The following is an 18,330-nucleotide window of genomic DNA, read 5'->3' on the forward strand; positions in this document are numbered from 1 at the left end:
GGACAGTTAGCCCCGCATGCTGGGTGTGTTCGACGTCGGCCGGGTGATCAACCCGAAGACGGCTCCCGGTCGGCTCGGGCGATACGGTAGGGCGTCATGAGATCGGTCCACGTCATGATCGCGGCGTCCCTCGTAGCCGTCCTCGCGGGATGTGGCGGTGAGGCGGACGGATCGGCGGCACCGGAGCGGCCCGCCCAGGCCACCTCTCCAAGTGCCGCCCAGACGCCCTCTCCGGAGGCGGGGGCCGTGGGGGTGCCTGCGCCTGATGTCCGCATTCCCACCGACCCCGTCAAGCTGGCCGGTGCTCTGAAGAAGACGACCGCCGCGCTGAACGAGGCGATCGACAGCTGGACCAAGGGGGCGCAGGAGCGGCCGCCGCAGGACGTCGTGTTGCTCTCTCTGCATCAGCAGCGCGTCTACCGGGCGATGGCCCGCAGTACGGCGCTGACCCAGGGGGTCGTCAGGCGTCTGCCCAAGGGGCTGGCCGCTGAGGCGCGTGACAACACCACGGCCATCGCGAAGCTGCTGTCCCTGGCCCGTCCGATCAGCGCTGCACAGCGCAAGCGGATGCGCCTGGTGGAGCCGCAGCCCGCCGAGCGCTTGCGTGGCTACATGGTGCGGGCCGAGAAGCGGTTCGGCGTGGAGTGGGAGGTTCTGGCGGCGATCATGCTCGTCGAGACGAAGTTCGGACGGGTCAGGTCGGCGAGCTCCAGCGGGGCGCAGGGGCCCATGCAGTTCATGCCGGGCACCTGGCGGCAGTACGGGCTGGGCGGCAACGTCCAGGACGCGCATGACGCGGTGCTTGCCGCGGCCAACTACCTCAAGGCGTCGGGGGCGCCGCGAGATTACCGGCGTGCGGTGTTCGCCTACAACCACGACGCCCGGTACGTGGACGCCGTCCTCGCGCACGCACGCCAGATCAAGCGCGACGCGCGTAGCTTCTATGCCTACTACAACTGGCAGGTCTTCGTCCTGTCCGCGCAGGGCGACGTCCGCCTCACCGGCCCCCGCTGACCCAGTCTCGTAGACCGAGACCCGAGGCGGACCACGAGCGCATCAGGCCGGTCGTGCCGCCGCTAGCGGTAGCGGGGGCCGGCGGTCCGGGGGTGTCAGCGAGCGGACGGGGCGGTGATCTCGGGTGCGGTCCAGTCACTCAGGAGCTGGAGTGCCTGGGCGGTGTCGGAGCCGGGTTCCACGTTGTAGACGCACAGCGTCTGCTCGGTGTCGCCGGGGACCTGGAACGACTCGTAGGAGAAGTGGAGATCGCCCGCGACCGGGTGGACGTGGTGCTTGGCGCCATGGGTGCGGCGCAGGACCGTGTGGTCGTTCCACCAGGTCGAGAACTCGGGGCAGAGCAGGGTGAGCTCTCCGACGAGGTCGGCGAGCCGGCGGTCGTCGGGGTAGCGGCTGGCCTCCAGCCGAGGGCTTTTCAGGCTCCGTGCGGTGAGTTCGATGAGCGTTGGGTTTCTTGCGGGGGAGCCTCCCAGGTGGCGGTGATGTCGCGGGCGACATCACGTAGGAGGTCGATGAGCATGTCCGCGAGTGGTGTGAGGCTGGCGTCGGTTTTGGTCACGGCGTAGAGCCGGCGGTAGGGCCTGGGGTGGGCCAGTTCGCGATGGGTGGTGCCAGGCGCATGGGTCAGGGCCAGGCGCGAGACCAGGGCCACCGCGATGCCTGTGCCGACGAGGGCCTGGGCGACGTCGTAGGACTCGGTCTCGAACCGCACGGTGGGAGTGAAGCCGGCCTCGCGGGCAGCGTCGTGGAACTGTTCGCGGGCGGCGTGGCCGGCCAGGATGGAAACCCACGATTCGTCGCGCAGTTGTTCCAGGTGAAGCTCGGTGTCCGCGGGCTGCCCGGTGGCCAGGGGGTGGTCATCGGGGAGAACCACGACCATCGGGTCCAACAGGAGCGAGTGGGCCCGTAGGTGTGGAGGCGGCGCGAGCGGTGTGCCCCAGGACGCGACGATGGCGAGGTCCAGGCGCCCCCCGCTGATCTCGTCCGCTCCGCGTCCGGACACCACATCTACGACCGAGACGTCGGCGTCCGGATGGCGGTGCCGCAGGGCCGTCAGGGCGGGTGGCAGTAGGTGCAGGGCAGCCGCCTGAAACGTTCCGATCCGCAGACGGAGCGAGAGGTGGCCGAGCAGGGCGGCCAGTTGTGCCTCGGCCTTGTCCGATGCCTCCTCCACGGTTCGACCGTGGGAGGCGAGCAGCGCGCCGGCCGCGGTGAGCGTTGCCCCGCGAGGACCACGGATGACCAGGGGCACCTGCCAGTCGCGCTCGGCCTTGGCCACCTGCTGGGTGATCGCCGCGGGCGTGAGTTGGAGCGCGTGAGCCGCCGCCGTCAAGGAGCCGTGCCGCTCGATCAACGCGAGAAGCCGCAGCTGTCCCGGATCCACCAGCATTCACTAATCCTAACGCTGCCCCCTTCTCCTTTAACTTCTCTTACGAGTACGGGAGAGGAAGACTCGTGGGACACCCATCGGCCGCAATCCCCGGAAGGGGTTCTTTCCCATGCCCACGCATGTGCCCGTTTTCATCGCCACCACCTTGCTGCTGGCGATGCTGCCAGGCGCGAGTCAAGCCCTGATGATCCGGCAGGTTCTGGAAGGCGGGCAACGCACAGTCCGAGGCACGCTCGCGGGCAACGCCACCGGTTTCCTGCTGTGGTCCACGGCCGCCGCGGCCGGGCTGTCCGCCGTCCTGCTGGCCAGCCCCACCGCGTACGCGGTGCTCCGGATCGCAGGCGGCATCGTGCTGATGATCCTCGGGGTGAACACGCTACGGACCGCGCTCAGCACCGTCTCCACCCCGCCGTCCTACGAGGGCGGGCGCCGCACCGGCTTCGCGGGCGGATATCTCACCGGCCTGATCACCAACCTCGGCAACCCCAAGGCGGGCGTGTTCGCCGTCTCGGTGCTGCCCCAGTTCGTGACCGCGCAAGGCCCGGTTTTCCTGTCAACCGTCGCCCTGGGAGCCCTGTGGGCGCTCGTCAGCGCCTCCTGGTACACGTTGCTCACCTGGGCCGTCAGTCGAGGGCGCGCCCTGGTGTCGCAGCCGACCGTCCTGCGGGGACTCAGCGTGACCACCGGCGTCGTCCTGCTGGGGCTGGGCGCCGCGGTGGCAGCAGGGGTCTGAGGGCCGGGCCGGTACTTCTTCCGGATCCGCCGCCGCCGGCGGAGCGCGTCCGCCAAGTCACACCCAAGTCGTTCTCATGTCCCTCGGGAGACCGGCTTCAGTGCCTCCCAAGTCGTTTTCCTTACTGTCAGGCCTGGCACTGAGAACAGCACCAGGGAAGGACGATCAAATGGACTTCAGTTTCGGTCGCGGTACGGTGGCGCGGACCGGCGTGGCGGCGGCGGCGATGACCGCGGCATTGTTCTGCGTACCCACCACGGCAATGGCCGATCAGCCGTCGATCACGGTGGACGTGACGGCCACCGGCTCCACCCGCTACTACGAATCCTGCACCGACACGGAGACGTGGGGAGTGGCCGCAGGCAAGGACAGCCCCGATTTCACCAAGGGCAATTACCAGGTGTGCAAGTATTCCAGCAGCTCCGTGAACTTCAACCCGTGGGAGCACGGGCTCGGCGCCGAGTACAACGCCACCGCGAGGGACCACGTCATCGAGCAGTCCCATGGGGAGTGGTTTCCCCGCGCCCTGGATTCCCGGTGCACGTACTGGTTGCCCGGCGGTCCGAACCGTTCGGCGCAGATCTCCGAGATCGTGCAGACCTACCAGGTCAAACTGATCTACAAGTACGCCGACGGACACACCCAGGTCGCCGACACCACTCAGGCGACGTATTCCGGCAACAAGAGCGTCTCGTGGAACCCCGGCTGCTGGACGAGATGACGCCGCGACCGGCGCACAGCGCCCTGGCTACCGTGTGCACCTCGGTGGCCGACCTGCTGTGACAGGGGGTTGCCCGGGAGCGCTCGAGGAGCTTGTCGGTGCGTCTGATGGTGAACGCGTCGTACAGGTCCTCGAGTACGACCTTCTTCAGGTGGCGTTCGGCGATCTCGGCGACGGCAGCATCCGCCCCGAGGCGGCAGCCCGATTAAACATGCTACTTACCACTTCCGCAACGCGATGGATCTGTGGCATGTTTGGGGTCGTAGGGCGTCCCTTGACGTGAGGATGAAGCATGACCGCAGCCGGAGCATTGGTGCTCGGAGGAGCAGGTGGCATCGGTGGTGCGGTAAGTCGCAGGCACGCGGTCACCATCGGCTGTCTGAATCGCCCCGACGGAGCGAAAGCGCTCGCCGCGGAGATCCGCACGCGGGGTGGTACAGCCACCACAGTTGAGGCCGATGTCACGACGGAGGGTGAGATCACGCAGGAGTCCATCGATGCCGCACCGGCTTTGAACCTGGGCTCCGCGCTGCTCACCCTTCGCGCAGCCGCCCGTCGCGTCGCGGACGGGGGCCGTGTGGTCATACGGACACCGAGTCGCTTCACGAGACGACTTGTCCCCGCGCCATCGAAGCGATGGCCGGACGGCGGCTCGGGGCCCCTGACGGCATCGCCGGCGCCGTCGAGGAAACGGTCCAGCCGGACGCGGTCATCGCCTCCAACACCAGCGGCATCTCCCTCGACACCCTCGCCGAAGCGCTCGGCGGGCCCGAACGCTTCCTGGGGCTGCACTTCTTCAACCCCGTCCCCGCGAGCAAGCTCGTCGAGGTGGTCGTCGCCACCGCCACCGACCCGGGCCTGCGGGACCGGGCCGTGGCCTGGGTGGAGGCTCTCGGCAAGACGGCCGTGGTGGTGCGCGACGCACCTGGCTTCGCCAGCAGCAGGCTGGGAGTCGTCCTCGGCTTGGAAGCGATCCGCATGGTGGAAGCCGGGGTCGCCTCTGCCGAGGACATCGACGCCGCCATGACCTTGGGGTATGGCCATCCGACAGGGCCGCTGCGCCTGACCGACCTGGTCGGCCTGGACGTGCGGTTGGGCATCGCCCGCTACCTCGAACGCGAATGGGGTGCCCGATTCACCCCGCCCGACCTGCTCGTACGTCTCGTCGAGCAGGGCCACTTGGGACGCAAGACCGGCAGGGGTTTCTATGACTGGAGCACGACATGAGCATCTTGGAGAGCTACCTCGAGGGCATGTGGCGAACCGGTGCCGGCGAGGGAGCCGCTGTCGCCGACGCGGTGACCGGCGAGATCGTCACCCGGGTCAGCAGCGAGGAGCTTGACCTCGCCGCCGCGGTGACGTACGCCCGCCGCACCGGGCTGGCCGCGCTCGGCGAGCTGACCTTCCAGCAGCGCGCCGCCGCGCTCAAGGCCGCGGCCTTGGCGTTGCAGGAGCGCAAGCAGGAGTTGTACGACTTGTCGGCCCGGGCGGGGGCCACGCGGAGTGACGCGGCAGTGGACGTGGACGGGGGAATCGGCACCGTTCTCGTGTACTCGAGCCTGGCGCGCAAGGGCCTGCCCGACCACACCCTCATCGTCGAGGACGACCCGATTCCGCTCGGCAGGGGCGGCACATTCGCGGGCCGGCATGTCCTGACCACGCCTCGCGGGATCTCCGTCCAGATCAACGCGTTCAACTTCCCGGTCTGGGGGATGCTGGAGAAGCTCGCTCCCGCACTGCTCGCGGGGCTACCCACCATCGTCAAGCCGGCGACCCCTACCGCCTACATCGCGGCGCACGCCGTACACATCATCGCCGACGTCTTGCCGCCCGGAGCGATCCAGCTCGTCGCGGGACGCGTTCCGGGGCTGTTCGACCTGCTCGGCGGGCAGGACCACATCGGCTTCACCGGATCGGCGGCCACGGCCGCCCAGTTGCGGTCCGACCCGGCGATCACCCGCCGCTCGGCCCGCTTCAACGCCGAGGCGGATTCGCTGAACTGCTCGGTCCTCGGGCCTGACGCCGTGCCAGGAGAGCCGGAGTTCGAGCTGTTCGCCGATGCCCTGGTCACGGAGATGACGGTCAAGGCCGGGCAGAAGTGCACCGCCATCCGGCGTGCGTTCGTCCCCGTGAACCTCATCGACGACGTCGCGGCGGCGATCGAAGCGCGCCTGTCCCAGGTCCTCGTGGGCGCACCTGGGGTGGACGGCGTGACGATGGGCGCGCTCGTCGGGCTCGCCCAGCGCGAGGACGTCCGTGCGGCCGTCGCCCGGCTCTCGGGGGCCGCGTCCATCGTTTTCGGCGACCCGCGAAAAGTCGAGGTGGCGGGCGCGGACGCCGAGCGCGGCGCGTTCCTGTCGCCGCTGTTGCTGCGGGCCGATGACGTGGACCGCCCAGAGCCTCACGAGGTAGAGGCGTTCGGCCCGGTCAGCACGCTGCTGCCCTACCGCTGCTCGACGGAGCTGATCGACCTGATCGCTCGAGGCGAGGGCTCGCTGACCGGCTCTGTCGTCTCCTACGACCACGATTTCGTCCGGCGGATCGTGCTCGGCGCGGCCGCCCATCACGGTCGCATCCTCGTGCTCGACCGCGACAGCGCCGCCGAGTCCACCGGGCACGGCACACCGATGCCGCAGCTCGTGCACGGCGGCCCCGGACGAGCGGGCGGCGGCGAGGAGGAAGGCGGGCTGCGCGCTGTCCACGCCCACCTGCGACGCACCGCCCTCCAGGGCGGTCCGGCAACGCTCGACACCATTCTCAGCAAGGAGTAGCCATGACCATTGATCCCCGCACCGGTGCCGCCCCCGCGCCTTCCGGTCCGCTCAGCCGGGTGGATTACAGCGAGCGCATCCCCAACAATGTGGATCTGGCCGGTGACCGCCGCCTTCAGCGTGCGCTGGAGGGGTGGCAGCCGAAATTCCTCGACTGGTGGAAGCAGCTCGGTCCGGCCCTGCCGACCAAGGACGTCTACCTGCGTACGGCCGTCGCGGTGGGCCGTGACGGGTGGGCGCACTTCGACCACGTTCCGATGGAGGAGTATCGCTGGGGCATCTTCCTGGCCGAGCGCGACGGCGATCGTCAGGTCAGCTTCGGCAAGCACAAGGGCGAGCCGGCCTGGCAGGAGGTGCCCGGCGAGCACCGCGCCGACCTGATGCGGCTCATCGTCGTGCAGGGGGACACCGAGCCGGCCAGCGTCGAGCAGCAGCGCGTCCTCGGCAACACCGCGCCGAGCATCTACGACCTGCGCAACCTCTTCCAGGTCAACGTGGAAGAGGGCCGTCACCTGTGGGCGATGGTCTACCTGCTGCACGCCTACTTCGGTCGCGAGGGGCGCGAGGAGGCCGAGCAGCTGCTCAAGCGCAACTCCGGCGACCTGGACGCGCCGCGCATCCTGGGCGCCTTCAACGAGGAGACCAGCGACTGGCTGCAGTTCTTCATGTTCACCTACTTCACCGACCGGGACGGCAAGTACCAGCTCGGCACGCTCAAGGAGTCGGCGTTCGACCCGCTGGCGCGTACCTGCGAGTTCATGCTCAAGGAGGAGGCCCACCACATGTTCGTGGGCACCACCGGGGTGCAGCGGGTGCTGGAGCGCACGGCCGAGCTCATGCGGGAGCACGGAACGGCCGACGTCTTCCCGCACGGCGGTATCTCGCTGGAGGTCATCCAGAAGTACCTGAACTTCCAGTTCTCGGTGTCGCTGGACCTGTTCGGCTCCGAGCAGTCGACCAACGCCGGCAACTACTACACCTCGGGTCTGAAGGGCCGCTGGATGGAGAACAGGCGCAAGGATGACCACGTGCTGCTGGCGGATACCCGCGAGCTGCGCTACGTCGAGGACGGCGAGATCAGGACGAGGACCGTGCCGATGCTCAGCGCGCTCAACCTCGACCTGCGCGATGAGTACGTCGCCGACTGCGCCAACGGCGTGCGCCGCTGGAACCAGGCGCTGGAGGACGCCGGCCTGGAAGAGCGGCTGTACCTGCCGCACGAGGGCTTCAACCGCAAGGTCGGCGTGTACGCGGGCCACCACGTCACCCCGCACGGTGAGGTCGTTGACGAAACCGCCTGGCAGGCCCGCGCCGCCGCATGGCTGCCCGGCCCTGAGGACCGCCGGAAGGTGGCCGCCCTGATGATCCCGGAGTACGAGTACGGCAAGTTCGCCGGCTGGATCGCCCCGCCCAAGACCGGCATCAACGACCAGCCGGTCGAGTTCGACTACGTGCACCTGGCCGAGGAGGGGCTCGCCTAGTGCCGGGCGGCGGCCTCCGCGTCCATGCGGTCCCACTCGGCCTGCGCGCGCCGGTGCCACCTGTCGCGCAGGTCGTGGAAGACGGCCGCCGCCCGGGGCCCCGGCCACGCGTGGTCGAGCAGTTCGGCCGGCAGGTCGGGATCGAGGAACGGGAAGTGCCGCCACTCCTGGATCAGCAGAACCTGGTTGACGAAGGCCTCTCGATCCGACGAGACCGTGACGTCCTCGAAGCGCTCGATGAAGCGCAGATAACGCTTCGCCACGTCTTCGAGATCCCATGCGGCCGAGATCAGCTTGGCGGTGTCACCTATGCCGGCCGATGGGCCTGTCCAGGCGTAGGCCCGGTCGTCGAGATCGAGCTCGTGGATGATCTCCCGCACCGCCGTCTCCTTGGAGGCATCCGGGATGACCCACAGCGCGGGGGAAGGCGAGCCGAGCCCGAGCCAGGTGAGCTTGGTGCGTAGCCGGTGGCGGAGCCGGCGCTGCGTCTCCGGCACGCCGGCGGTGAGGAGGAGCCAGCGGCCGTCCCAGGCGTGCGGGCGGCGCATGAGGCCGTAGATGCGCTCGGTGCCCTCACGCAGCAGGCGATCGCCGGCTTCCGTCAGATTCCAGCGCACCTTGCGGCCGTGACGTTCCGACTCCAGCAGGCCCTCCGCCGCGGTGCGGGACAGCGCCTGTCGCGCGGACTTCTCCTCGACGCCGAGGGCGCCGAGCGCGTCGATCAACGTTCCTGTCCAGAGCGCGCCCCTGCGGGGGAGCACGAACTCCCCGAGGACCGTCAGCAACATCGAGCGGGCGCTCGGGGACGCCTTCTCGGGCGGGCGCCGCACAGGTTCGCTCGCCTGGCCGCTGTCCGTACGCGGGGCCACGTCTGTTCTCCTGTCGTTCGGCACGCTCGTATGCGCGCATTCTGCCAGGCTGAGCGCCCTTCGCACGCACCCGTACCTTCAGTAAATGCTACAAACCCTTGACGACGTTGCAGTAAAACGTCGAATATTATGGTTAAGGCCCTTCGTCCTACGGAGCACACGCATTGACAGTCACCGCTGAAACTTCGCCGATGGTCAGCTTCGCGACCGCACCGGATCTCTACCGCCACTGGGCGTTCGTGGTGGACGGGGCGGTGGCCACCGTAACGCTGCGGGTGGACGAGCAGGGCGGCCTGGTCCCGGGCTACGACTTGAAGATGAACTCCTACGACCTCGGTGTGGACATCGAGCTGTACGACATCGTCCAGCGGCTGCGCTTCGAGCACCCCGGGGTCAAGGCGGTCGTGGTGACCGGTGGCCTGGAGCGGATGTTCTGCGCCGGAGCCAACATCCGGATGCTGGCTCAGTCCACACACGCTTGGAAGGTGAACTTCTGCAAGTTCACCAACGAGACCCGCAACGGTATCGAGGACGCCACGGAGAACTCGGGCCAGACCTGGATCGCCGCGCTGAACGGCACCGCCGCGGGCGGAGGATACGAGCTGGCGCTGGCCTGCGATCAAATCGTCCTGGTGGATGACGGCTCCTCGGCCGTGTCGCTGCCCGAGGTGCCGTTGCTCGGTGTGCTGCCGGGCACCGGCGGCCTGACCCGCGTCGTGGACAAACGGCACGTGCGCAGGGACCGCGCCGACCTGTTCGCCACCAAGGCCGAGGGCTTCCGCGGGCGCACCGCCGTCGAATGGGGTCTCATCGACGCCACCGTGCCGCGGGGAGCCTTCAACGAGGAGGTGGCCAGGCGCGCGAGCGCGGCCGTGGCCGAGTCCCACCGCCCATCGGATGCTCACGGCGTCGCGCTGACGCCGCTCGACCGCAAGGACGACGGCGACACCATCGATTACCCTTACCTGTCCGCTCGCATCGACCGGGCGAATCGCCTTGTCGAGATCACCGTCGCCGGACCGCACGATGCTCCGCCGGCCGTCCCCGTCACGCAGGGGGTCGGCTACTGGCCGCTCGCCGTGACCCGCGCGCTCGACGATCTGATCCTGCACCTGCGCACCAACGAGCCGGACCTCGGCATCTGGGTGCTGCGCGCGACAGGCGACGCCGAGCGAGTCCTCGCCTACGACGTTCAGCTGCGCGAGCAGGCCGGCGACTGGTTCGTCAACGAGGTGCGCCACTACTACAAGCGCACGCTCAAGCGCCTGGACGTCACCAGCCGCAGCCTCATCGCCGTCATCGACCCGGGCACCGCCTTCGCGGGCCTGCTGGCCGAGCTCGCCCTGGCCGCCGACCGGCAGTACATGCTGGAAGGCGTCTACGAGGACCGCGACGACCACGCCATCCCTGCGACCCTCGTGATCACGCCTTCCAACGATGGCGCCTTCCCGATGGGCAACGGCCTGTCCCGTCTCCAGTCGCGCTTCTGGGGCAACGAGGCCGACCTGGCAGCCGTCCGGGCCAGGCTGGGCGAGCCGCTGGACGCTGCCGCCGCCGTGGAACTAGGCCTGGTCACCATGGCCCTGGACGACATCGACTTCGAAGAGGAGCTGCGCATCGTCTTCGAAGAGCGCGCCTCGCTCTCGCCCGACGCGCTGACCGGCATGGAGGCCAACCACCGCTTCGTCGGCCCGGAGACGGTGGAGACGAAGGTCTTCGGCCGGCTCACCGCCTGGCAGAACTGGATCTTCATCCGTCCCAACGCCTCCGGTCCCGACGGCGCCCTGCGTCGCTACGGCACCGGTCTCAAGGGCGACTACGACTTCAAGCGGGTCTGACCCGTGGGCATGAACGCACTCGACGTCGACGTGCTGATCGTCGGAGCCGGCCCGGTCGGCCTCTTCGGCGCCTACTACGCCGGGGTACGCGGCCTGCGCACCGCGGTCGTCGATTCGCTGGACCAGGTCGGCGGCCAGGTCAGCGCGATGTATCCAGAGAAGCAGATCTACGACATCGCCGGTTTCCCCGCGGTCTCCGGCCGGCACCTCATCGCCAACCTCAAGGCGCAAGCGGCCGCGTACGACCCCGTCTACCTGCTCGGTCAAGAGGCCCAGCGGCTCGAACGGAGCCCCCGCGACCAGTTCCTGATCAAGACCAGCGCGGGCACCGAGATCACCGCCGGAGCCGTTGTCGTGACCGGCGGCATCGGCACCTTCACGCCTCGCCCGCTCCCGGCCGGCGAGGAGTTCCTCGGCCGGGGGCTGGAGTACTTCGTCCCCGACGGCTCCGGTTACGCCGGCAAGGACGTCGTGGTCGTCGGCGGCGGCGACAGCGCCGTGGACTGGGCCCTGATGTTGCGGCCCATAGCGCGCGGCGTCACGCTGGTGCACCGGCGCGCCGCCTTCCGCGCCCACCCTGGCTCGGTCGAGCAGCTCAAGGCCTCGCCCGTGGAGATCATCACCGATGCCCAGCTCACCGCTACCATCGGCGGTGACCGGCTGGAACAGGTCCAGCTGAGCACGGGCATCACCCTGCCCTGCCAGCGGCTCGTCGCGGCCCTCGGATTCACCGCCGACCTCGGCCCGCTCCGCGAGTGGGGGCTGGACCTGCACGACAACCGCCACCTGGTCGTCGACTCCGCGATGCGCACCAACGTGCCCGGCATCTTCGCCGCCGGTGACATCGCCGACTACGACGGCAAGATCCGCCTGATCGCGGTCGGCTTCGGCGAGGTGGCCACGGCGATCAACAATGCCGCGGTGCGTCTCGACCCCGCGGCCCAGCTCTTCCCGGGGCACTCGACCGACAACCCGGCCCCGGTATAGTCAGGAGATCTTCACCATGCCATACGTCATCGCCGCACCTTGCATCGACGTCATGGATCAGTCCTGCGTCGAGGAGTGCCCGGTCGACTGCATCTACGAGGGGGAGCGCAAGCTCTACATCAACCCCAAGGAGTGCATCGACTGCGGCGCCTGCGAGCCGGCGTGCCCCGTCGAGGCGATCAGTCAGGACCGGCGGGTCGCCGACGAACACATCGACTTCGTCGAGGACAACCGCCGGTTCTTCCTGGACGTGCTCCCAGGCCGGGACGCTCCCCTGGGCGCGCCGGGAGGCTCCCGCAAGACAGGCCGGATCGGCGCGGACACCCCCATGGTCGCGGACCGGCCGTGATCGACGGCATCCCGCTCATCGACGCGCACGTCCACGTGCCGCTGCTCGGCACGCTCAAGCCCGCCTGGATCCAGTGGGCGCGTGAGTTCGGCGAGGACGGTGTCCTGGAAGACATCTGGGACGCTGAGGGGAGGCCTCGGCCGGCTCGCCTGGATGAGATCTTCGCCGCCCAGGGCGTGGACGTGGCGCTGCTGTTGTGCGAGTACAGCCCGAAGGCGACCGGGACGCAGGCGTTCGAGGACCTGCTGGCGATCGTGGAGCACAACCCGGTCAGGTTCCGCCCCGTCGCCAACGTCAACCCGCACCTGCATTTCCCCATCGCCGATGAATTGCGCCGCCAGCTCGATCTGGGCGCCGCCGCCCTGAAGCTGCACCCCGTGCACGGCGGATTCCGCTGCGACGACGCGGCCCTCTACCCGGCCTACCACGTGCTCGAGGAGCGCGGCGTCCCGCTCGTGGTGCACTGCGGCACCAGTTCCTTCCCCGGTGCGGCCAACGAGAACGCCGACCCCGCCTTCCTCATCCCGGTCGTGCGCGACTTCCCGGGCCTGAACGTCGTGCTGGCGCACGGCGGGCGCGGCTGGTGGTACGACGCCGCCGCCTTCCTCGCCCTGTCCAACGACACGGTCTGGCTGGAGCTGTCCGGCCTGCCGCCCAAGCGGCTGCCCGAGTACTACGCCCGCTACGACCTCGCCCGCCTGGCCAGAAAGTGGATCTTCGGCACCGACTGGCCTGGCGTCCCCGGTGTCGCGAGGAATGCCCGTGCCGTGGCGGGGCTGCTGCCCGACGAGGTGGCCGCGGCCGTGCTGGGTGGCAATGCCATGAACGTGTACGCCGGAGTGCGTACGAAGGAGTGATCATGCCCATCTACGCCCTCGGCGACGCGCAGCCCGAGATCCATCCGGACGCCTACGTCCATCCCGACGCGGTCGTCATCGGCAACGTCGTCATCGGCGCCGAATCGTCGGTGTGGCCCATGGCCGTGCTGCGCGCCGACTTCGGCCGCATCGAGATCGGCGAGCGCACCTCCATCCAGGACGGCACGATCCTGCACACCACCGAGCAGTGGCCGACCGTGATCGGCAGCGACTGCGTTGTCGGGCACAACGCGCATCTCGAAGGCTGTGCAGTCGAAGATCGATGCCTCATCGGCTCCGGCTCGGTGGTGCTCAACCGCGCCGTCGTACGTACGGGATCGGTGATCGGCGCCCAGGCGCTCGTACCTGAGGGGCTGGAGGTGCCCTCGGGCCACATGGCGCTCGGCGTGCCCGCCCGTCCTCGGCCGATGGACGGGACCGCCCAGAGCGAGTGGATCGACTTCGGCGTGAACGAGTACCGCGACAACGCCAAGCGCTACCGGCAGGAACTCCGCGAGCTTTGACCCGCGAAGAGACCGTTGACGTTATTCACGCGGAGCGGACGATCGCCCGCTGTCGCCCAGGAGCGCGTCCGCCTGAGCGCGCAGCTCCACACGGCGGATCTTGCCGGTGGCGGTGGTCGGCAGCGAATCGGTGAACACCACGCGCCGGGGTCGCTTGAACGAGGGAAGCCCGACCCGGCAGAACTCGATCAGCTCATCCTCGGAGACGTCGGCGCCGGAGGCGGTGATGACGTAGGCGACCGGCTTCTCCAAGCCGTCGCCGTCGGTGGCTCCCACCACCACGGCCTGAGCCACAGCGGGATGGTCCATCAGCCGTCTCTCCACCTCCGCCGGGGAGACCCAGATGCCGCTCGCCTTGAGCATGTCCCCGGTGCGTCCCAGGCAACTGAAGTAGCCGTCGGCGTCCTGTACGTAGGTGTCGCCGGTCCTCAGCCATTCACCCTGGAACGCCTGCCGGGAGGCGGTATAGCGCGACCAGTAGCCGGTCGCCGCCGACTCGCCGCGGACATAGAGGGTGCCGGGAGTGCCCTGGGCGACCTCGTGCCCGTTCTCGTCCAGGAGGCGCAGGTCGTAACCGGGCACCGGAAGCCCCGTGGTGCCCGGTCTGACCCTGCCCTCCTGGTTGGACAGGAAGATGTGCAGCATCTCGGTCATGCCGATGCCGTCAAGGATGTCGATGCCGAAGTGCTCGCTCCACCGGCGGTAGAGCGCTTCGGGCAGCGGTTCGCCCGCCGAGGCGGCCAGCCGTACCCCCTTCAGCGCCCGCGGGGACAGACCGGCGCGGAGCATGTTGGCGAAGAAGGTCGGCCCGGCGAAGAACAGCGTCGCCCGGTGGGCGGTGACTCGCTCGGCCAGCAGGTCCGGCCGGGACGGCGCCGGCTCCAGGATCGCGGTCGCGCCGGCGGAGAGGGGGAACAGCACCGTGTTGCCCAGGCCGTACGCGAAGAACGCCTTGGCCGCGGACAGGCACCGGTCATCAGGACGGATGCCGAGGACCTGTCTTCCGTAGGTCTCGCACACCACGCGTATGGCGCCGTGCCGGTGCATGGCCGCCTTCGGCGTTCCAGTCGTCCCGGAGGTGTACAGCCAGAAGGCCGGGGAGTCGGCCGTGGTCGGATAGACCTCGCCGGGGCCATCCATGTCCATGAGAGCGGCCAGCGCGTGCACAGGCAGTGTGGTGTCGATCTCTGTGCCCTCATCGACCAGGACCGCGACCGGCGCCGGGGCCACCGCGAGGGCTTCGGCCGTCGTGCCGGCGAATTCCGGGCTGATCGCCAGCAGCGTCGCGCGGGAGTCCCGCAACAGTCCTGCGAGGTCCGAGGCACGAGACATGGTGGAAACGGGTACCGGGATCGCGCCGATCCGCAGCGCGGCCAGGAAGAGCGTGACGAAGCCGGGAGAGTCGGCCATGAACATCACCAACCGCTGCTCCGGCAGCAGCCCGATCGCGCGCAGGCCGGCGGCCGTGTAGACGACGCGTTCATGGAGCTGGGCATAGGTGAGATCACCGGACGGGCCGGTGAGTGCCAGGCGATCCCCGTCGTTGTTCGACAGGTGGCGGTCGAGCAGGTAGACGGAGGCGTTGAAAAGTTCGCTCATGTGTGCTGCCGTCCGAGTCGGGGGCGTTCAGCCGGGATGCCCTGGCGGTGAATGAACTCTACAGATTCGTAGCTGAACGTCAATGGTTTGTAGCATATTTAGGCTGTGGCCAGCCGTTCCCAAGCCGCAACGATGGCCTTCTGGAACGAGGACTCCTCAATGACCGAGGATCCGCCGTGTATGAGGCACTCCCGCTCGCATAGGATGTGTTGTTCATGACCTCCACGCGACCGCGCAAGCCCCGGAAGGACGCGGCGCAGAACACTGAGCGGCTGATCGCCGCGGCTGTGCGTGCGGGACTGGCCGAGGGTAAGTTCGTTCCGCTGGAGCAGATCGCCGCTGAGGCGGGAGTCGGGATCGGGACGCTCTACCGTCGCTACCCGAACCGGGAGGCGCTGCTCGAGGCGATGGCGGTCCGCGCCTATCGGCTGATCCTGGCCGAGGCCGAGGACGCGCTGACGTCCGGCGATACCGGTCATGACTCGATCAGCCGGTTCCTCCATCAGACCTTCGCTCATCGCGACGAACTGGTGCTTCCGCTCCACGGAGCGCCCATGACCGAGGGCACCGAGTCCGCGCAGCTGCGCGCGCGCATGCAGCAGACCATGGGCGCCATCCTCGAGCGCGGCCATCAGGACGGTTCGGTCCGCATGGATGTGAATGCGGGGACTGTGGTGCGTTTCGGGGCGATGCTCGCGCAGCCGATGTCGAACGTGCCCGGCTGGGCCGAGGCGGCCGCCGAGCTGCGCACGGTGTTCCTGCGCGGCATCGCACCCGATCGCGGTTAGTTCGACGCGTCAGTTCCGGCGCGCGGGACCCTGGCCGGATACCCAAGCCGCGAAGTCGCGCGCGTCGCCGGCGAACGTCGTCATGAAGAACAGTGCCGCGACCTCGGTGAGTGCTCGCTGGAGCGATTCGCTGTTCTCCTGGCCGGCGGCGACGACCTCCACGCCGCGGGCTCGGAGAGCCTGCGCGCCCGCGGCTTCGGCGGCGCGAACCAGGGCGCGAACCGCTTGCTTGTGCGCGAGCAGCGCATCCACCACTGCCGCCCTGCTGTCCGGTCGCACCGATCACGGCGACGAGTCATGAGTCATCCAATCTGAGGAGATGACAGTTAAAGCGGAGGAAAACCTCCGTTATTCCCCTAGGATCAGCGCATGCTCGTTGACGCGGACTCAGACGCTTACGCCGCCGCCACCCGGCCCCACAACTCCTCCATCAAGCAGCGGCCCGCACGGGTCACGGTCGTCTCCCGTCCGGAGGGCATCGCGCCCACGCTCGATGAGGTGGCCGCGCTCGCGCGGTCGTCGGGCACGCCACTCGAGATCGTGCCGCAGGCGACCGGCCACGGAGCCGGCGCGCCGGTGGGCGCGGGCGCGGCCAGCGTGCCGGACGCGCTACCGGCCGATGTCCGGAAGCGGTCCGCGGCGATCGCCGACGCTGTAGACCCGGACGCCCGAATCCGCCGCTCGCGCCTGTCCGGATGATCCCGCGGCGCTCGTCGGCCCAGCGATTCGGACGATCCTGCGGCGCCTGTTGACCAGCGATGGGGCCGGGGCGCGATCAGGCTCCGCCGTCAGTGAGGCTCTGGCGGGCGGCGCTCTTCTGGCGCGGCCTCGCCGACCGAGGCGGGATGGAGCGCATGTGATCGCGGACGACGGTGAGGACGCGAGCGAGGCTGTCGATGTCCGCGCGCGCGAGCGGTTCGAGGAAGAGTTGCCGCAGGACGTCGATGTGACCGGGGAACACCCTGGCGAGCACGTCCCGCCCCACCTCGGTGATGGTCACCATCACGCCCCGGTCGTCGTCCGCGGACGGGCCGCGGGCGACGAGTCCGGCCTTCTCCAGCAGGCCCACCTGGTAGGTCAGGCCGCTGCGGCTGTACACCACCCCGTCCGCCAGCTCGGTCATGCGCTGGCTGCCGTCCGCCGTGTCCCCGAGTCTGGCCAAGAGCTGGAACTGGACGTAGCTGAGGTCGCCGGCGTCGCGCAACTGCTGCTCCACCGTGTGGCGCAGCAGGCTGCTCACCTCGATCAGCGCGAAGTACGCGCCGAGTTCGGCGGGATCGAGCGGCGAAGGGGACGCTTCTTCGGTCATCCCGCCATCGTACTTGCTTCGAGTTCGAAGCAGTGCTAGCTTCATTTCACCGAAGTGCTTCGAATTCGAAGCATACTGATTCCCTCAAGGAAAGAAGTTCGTCATGAAGGCTGTGCGATTCCACGAGTACGGCGACGCCGACGTCCTGCGCTACGAGGACGTGGCGCTGCCCGTCCCCAGCGCCGGTGAGGTTCGCATCCGGGTCGCGGCGACGTCGTTCAACCCGGTCGACGCCGGTATCCGCGGCGGTGGTCTCCAGGGCCCGTTCCCGGTGACGCTCCCGCACACGCCTGGCATCGACGTCGCCGGAACGGTCGACGCGCTCGGTGGCGGCGTCGAGGCGGTGGCGGTCGGTGACGAGGTCGTCGGATTCCTCCCGATGATCGGCGACGGCGCGGCCGCTGAGTACGTCATCGCGCCCGCCGAGGTCCTGGCGGCCGCGCCGTCGAGCGTGCCGCTCGCTGACGCGGCGGCCCTGCCACTGGTGGGCCTGACCGCATGGCAGGCACTGTTCGAACTCGGCGAGCTCGCCGCGGGGCAACGCGTGCTCATCTCCGGCGCCGGAGGCGCTGTCGGTGCGTACGCGGTGCAGCTGGCGAAGGACGCCGGCGCGTACGTCATCGCCACGGCGAGCCCGCGCAGCGCGGACCGGGTCCGGGCCGCCGGTGCCGACGAGGTCCTCGACCACACCGCGACCGACGTGGTGGACGCGGTGACCCAGCCGGTCGACCTCTTGCTCAACCTCGCCCCGATCGAGCCCTCGCAGCTCGCCGACCAGGCCGCTCTCGTGCGGTCCGGCGGGGCCGTGGTCAACACCACGGTGTGGATGCAGGCGCCGAGCGACGAGACGCGCCAAGTGCGCGGGCTCAACGTCTTCGTCCGGAGTGACGCCAAGCAGCTCGCCGGCCTCGTGGCGGCGATCGACCGAGGCGACCTTCACATCGACATCAGCCGCCGTATCCAGCTCGAGGACCTCCCGGCCTTCCACGAGGAAGTCGCCGCCGGTGCCGTGTCCGGCAAGGTCGTCGTCCTCGCGCCGACCGCCGCGGATCGCCCGCTTTCAGACGGCTGACGTCGGTGGGTCCGCATGTCTGCTGGAC

At 69.2% G+C, this 18,330-nt stretch carries 20 protein-coding genes; 14 read left to right on the plus strand and 6 right to left on the minus strand.

All coding sequences use genetic code 11. The annotated features are described in order from the left end of the window. The first annotated feature begins 96 nt into the window (after positions 1–96). Positions 97–1,014, plus strand: a complete 918-nt coding sequence (locus AB0B61_RS50810; RefSeq protein WP_358448450.1) for a lytic transglycosylase domain-containing protein — start codon at positions 97–99, stop codon at positions 1,012–1,014. Positions 1,015–1,109: 95 nt separating this feature from the next. Here AB0B61_RS50810 and AB0B61_RS50815 read toward each other — a convergent pair whose 3' ends face one another. After that, complete coding sequence (locus tag AB0B61_RS50815; protein ID WP_358448571.1) at positions 1,110–1,487, minus strand: hypothetical protein; 378 nt, start codon at positions 1,485–1,487, stop codon at positions 1,110–1,112. After that, entirely contained in the window at positions 1,430–2,404 is a 975-nt protein-coding gene (locus AB0B61_RS50820) for a LysR family transcriptional regulator (RefSeq protein WP_358448452.1), read from the minus strand. Before AB0B61_RS50820 ends, AB0B61_RS50815 begins: the two co-directional genes overlap by 58 nt. A gap of 109 nt (positions 2,405–2,513) precedes the next feature. Between AB0B61_RS50820 and AB0B61_RS50825 the strand changes: the two genes are divergently transcribed. The 5 genes from AB0B61_RS50825 (at position 2,514) to boxB (ending at position 8,110) form a co-directional block, all read left to right on the plus strand. Next, positions 2,514–3,137 (plus strand): LysE family translocator, encoded by a 624-nt coding sequence (locus tag AB0B61_RS50825; protein WP_358448455.1) that lies wholly within the window; start codon positions 2,514–2,516, stop codon positions 3,135–3,137. Positions 3,138–3,306: 169 nt separating this feature from the next. Continuing rightward, positions 3,307–3,858, plus strand: coding sequence for a hypothetical protein (locus AB0B61_RS50830; RefSeq protein ID WP_358448457.1), 552 nt, complete (start codon positions 3,307–3,309; stop codon positions 3,856–3,858). 636 nt (positions 3,859–4,494) lie between these two features. Next, on the plus strand, positions 4,495–5,085 hold the full coding sequence (locus AB0B61_RS50835; protein WP_358448459.1) for a 3-hydroxyacyl-CoA dehydrogenase family protein: 591 nt from the start codon (positions 4,495–4,497) through the stop codon (positions 5,083–5,085). After that, a complete protein-coding gene (gene paaZ / locus AB0B61_RS50840; protein WP_358448461.1) occupies positions 5,082–6,629 on the plus strand; it encodes a phenylacetic acid degradation bifunctional protein PaaZ in 1,548 nt (515 codons plus the stop codon). Before AB0B61_RS50835 ends, paaZ begins: the two co-directional genes overlap by 4 nt. Before the next feature lie 2 nt (positions 6,630–6,631). Beyond that, positions 6,632–8,110, plus strand: a complete 1,479-nt coding sequence (boxB, locus tag AB0B61_RS50845) for a benzoyl-CoA 2,3-epoxidase subunit BoxB (protein ID WP_358448463.1) — start codon at positions 6,632–6,634, stop codon at positions 8,108–8,110. Here the strand turns inward: boxB and AB0B61_RS50850 are convergent. Further along, positions 8,107–8,979 carry a PaaX family transcriptional regulator C-terminal domain-containing protein gene (locus AB0B61_RS50850; protein WP_358448465.1) on the minus strand — a complete coding sequence of 291 codons (873 nt, stop codon included), beginning with the start codon at positions 8,977–8,979 and terminating at the stop codon, positions 8,107–8,109. The two genes, boxB and AB0B61_RS50850, sit on opposite strands and share 4 nt — an antisense overlap. Positions 8,980–9,170: 191 nt before the next feature. Here AB0B61_RS50850 and boxC point away from each other — a divergent pair, with 191 nt between their 5' ends. The 5 genes from boxC to AB0B61_RS50875 are packed head-to-tail and all read left to right on the plus strand — an operon-like array spanning position 9,171 to position 13,534. Then, positions 9,171–10,817 carry a 2,3-epoxybenzoyl-CoA dihydrolase gene (gene boxC / locus AB0B61_RS50855; protein WP_358448466.1) on the plus strand — a complete coding sequence of 549 codons (1,647 nt, stop codon included), beginning with the start codon at positions 9,171–9,173 and terminating at the stop codon, positions 10,815–10,817. Between the two features lie 9 nt (positions 10,818–10,826). After that, positions 10,827–11,804: an NAD(P)/FAD-dependent oxidoreductase gene (locus AB0B61_RS50860; RefSeq protein WP_358448468.1), complete on the plus strand. Its 978-nt coding sequence runs from the start codon at positions 10,827–10,829 to the stop codon at positions 11,802–11,804. 16 nt (positions 11,805–11,820) lie between these two features. Then, the gene (fdxA, locus tag AB0B61_RS50865; RefSeq protein WP_358448470.1) at positions 11,821–12,153 is read left to right on the plus strand and encodes a ferredoxin; all 333 of its coding nucleotides are present in this window, start codon (positions 11,821–11,823) and stop codon (positions 12,151–12,153) included. Further along, positions 12,150–13,010, plus strand: a complete 861-nt coding sequence (locus AB0B61_RS50870) for an amidohydrolase family protein (protein ID WP_358448472.1) — start codon at positions 12,150–12,152, stop codon at positions 13,008–13,010. Before fdxA ends, AB0B61_RS50870 begins: the two co-directional genes overlap by 4 nt. A 2-nt stretch (positions 13,011–13,012) precedes the next feature. Then, on the plus strand, positions 13,013–13,534 hold the full coding sequence (locus AB0B61_RS50875) for a gamma carbonic anhydrase family protein (protein WP_358448474.1): 522 nt from the start codon (positions 13,013–13,015) through the stop codon (positions 13,532–13,534). Between the two features lie 21 nt (positions 13,535–13,555). Here the strand turns inward: AB0B61_RS50875 and AB0B61_RS50880 are convergent, their stop codons facing one another. After that, complete coding sequence (locus AB0B61_RS50880) at positions 13,556–15,133, minus strand: benzoate-CoA ligase family protein (protein ID WP_358448476.1); 1,578 nt, start codon at positions 15,131–15,133, stop codon at positions 13,556–13,558. A gap of 215 nt (positions 15,134–15,348) precedes the next feature. Here AB0B61_RS50880 and AB0B61_RS50885 point away from each other — a divergent pair, with 215 nt between their 5' ends. Then, the gene (locus AB0B61_RS50885) at positions 15,349–15,921 is read left to right on the plus strand and encodes a helix-turn-helix domain-containing protein (protein ID WP_358448477.1); all 573 of its coding nucleotides are present in this window, start codon (positions 15,349–15,351) and stop codon (positions 15,919–15,921) included. A 9-nt stretch (positions 15,922–15,930) separates the two neighbouring features. On the opposite strand, the gene AB0B61_RS50890 is transcribed toward AB0B61_RS50885, so the two are convergent. Then, entirely contained in the window at positions 15,931–16,173 is a 243-nt protein-coding gene (locus AB0B61_RS50890; protein ID WP_358448479.1) for an NmrA family NAD(P)-binding protein, read from the minus strand. 117 nt (positions 16,174–16,290) lie between these two features. Between AB0B61_RS50890 and AB0B61_RS50895 the strand changes: the two genes are divergently transcribed. Beyond that, complete coding sequence (locus AB0B61_RS50895; RefSeq protein WP_358448481.1) at positions 16,291–16,620, plus strand: hypothetical protein; 330 nt, start codon at positions 16,291–16,293, stop codon at positions 16,618–16,620. A 76-nt stretch (positions 16,621–16,696) separates the two neighbouring features. Here AB0B61_RS50895 and AB0B61_RS50900 read toward each other — a convergent pair whose 3' ends face one another. Further along, positions 16,697–17,230: a MarR family transcriptional regulator gene (locus AB0B61_RS50900; protein WP_358448483.1), complete on the minus strand. Its 534-nt coding sequence runs from the start codon at positions 17,228–17,230 to the stop codon at positions 16,697–16,699. A 103-nt stretch (positions 17,231–17,333) separates the two neighbouring features. On the opposite strand from AB0B61_RS50900, the gene AB0B61_RS50905 reads away from it, so the two are divergent. Continuing rightward, positions 17,334–18,302, plus strand: coding sequence for an NADP-dependent oxidoreductase (locus AB0B61_RS50905; protein ID WP_358448485.1), 969 nt, complete (start codon positions 17,334–17,336; stop codon positions 18,300–18,302). Positions 18,303–18,330: the final 28 nt, after the last annotated feature.

It is taken from the genome of Nonomuraea sp. NPDC049158 (genome assembly GCF_040648335.1).
Classification (GTDB): domain Bacteria; phylum Actinomycetota; class Actinomycetes; order Streptosporangiales; family Streptosporangiaceae; genus Nonomuraea.

Coding starts and splice junctions, on each gene's coding strand:
- boxB (WP_358448463.1), top strand. CDS start 6,632: ATGACCATTGATCCCCGCACCGGTGCCGCCCCCGCGCCTTCCGGTCCG.
- AB0B61_RS50880 (WP_358448476.1), bottom strand. CDS start 15,133: ATGAGCGAACTTTTCAACGCCTCCGTCTACCTGCTCGACCGCCACCTG.
- AB0B61_RS50905 (WP_358448485.1), top strand. CDS start 17,334: ATGAAGGCTGTGCGATTCCACGAGTACGGCGACGCCGACGTCCTGCGC.
- AB0B61_RS50825 (WP_358448455.1), top strand. CDS start 2,514: ATGCCCACGCATGTGCCCGTTTTCATCGCCACCACCTTGCTGCTGGCG.
- AB0B61_RS50830 (WP_358448457.1), top strand. CDS start 3,307: ATGGACTTCAGTTTCGGTCGCGGTACGGTGGCGCGGACCGGCGTGGCG.
- AB0B61_RS50860 (WP_358448468.1), top strand. CDS start 10,827: ATGAACGCACTCGACGTCGACGTGCTGATCGTCGGAGCCGGCCCGGTC.
- paaZ (WP_358448461.1), top strand. CDS start 5,082: ATGAGCATCTTGGAGAGCTACCTCGAGGGCATGTGGCGAACCGGTGCC.
- AB0B61_RS50900 (WP_358448483.1), bottom strand. CDS start 17,230: ATGACCGAAGAAGCGTCCCCTTCGCCGCTCGATCCCGCCGAACTCGGC.
- AB0B61_RS50895 (WP_358448481.1), top strand. CDS start 16,291: ATGCTCGTTGACGCGGACTCAGACGCTTACGCCGCCGCCACCCGGCCC.
- AB0B61_RS50885 (WP_358448477.1), top strand. CDS start 15,349: ATGACCTCCACGCGACCGCGCAAGCCCCGGAAGGACGCGGCGCAGAAC.
- AB0B61_RS50875 (WP_358448474.1), top strand. CDS start 13,013: ATGCCCATCTACGCCCTCGGCGACGCGCAGCCCGAGATCCATCCGGAC.
- boxC (WP_358448466.1), top strand. CDS start 9,171: ATGGTCAGCTTCGCGACCGCACCGGATCTCTACCGCCACTGGGCGTTC.
- fdxA (WP_358448470.1), top strand. CDS start 11,821: ATGCCATACGTCATCGCCGCACCTTGCATCGACGTCATGGATCAGTCC.
- AB0B61_RS50810 (WP_358448450.1), top strand. CDS start 97: ATGAGATCGGTCCACGTCATGATCGCGGCGTCCCTCGTAGCCGTCCTC.
- AB0B61_RS50835 (WP_358448459.1), top strand. CDS start 4,495: ATGGCCGGACGGCGGCTCGGGGCCCCTGACGGCATCGCCGGCGCCGTC.
- AB0B61_RS50820 (WP_358448452.1), bottom strand. CDS start 2,404: ATGCTGGTGGATCCGGGACAGCTGCGGCTTCTCGCGTTGATCGAGCGG.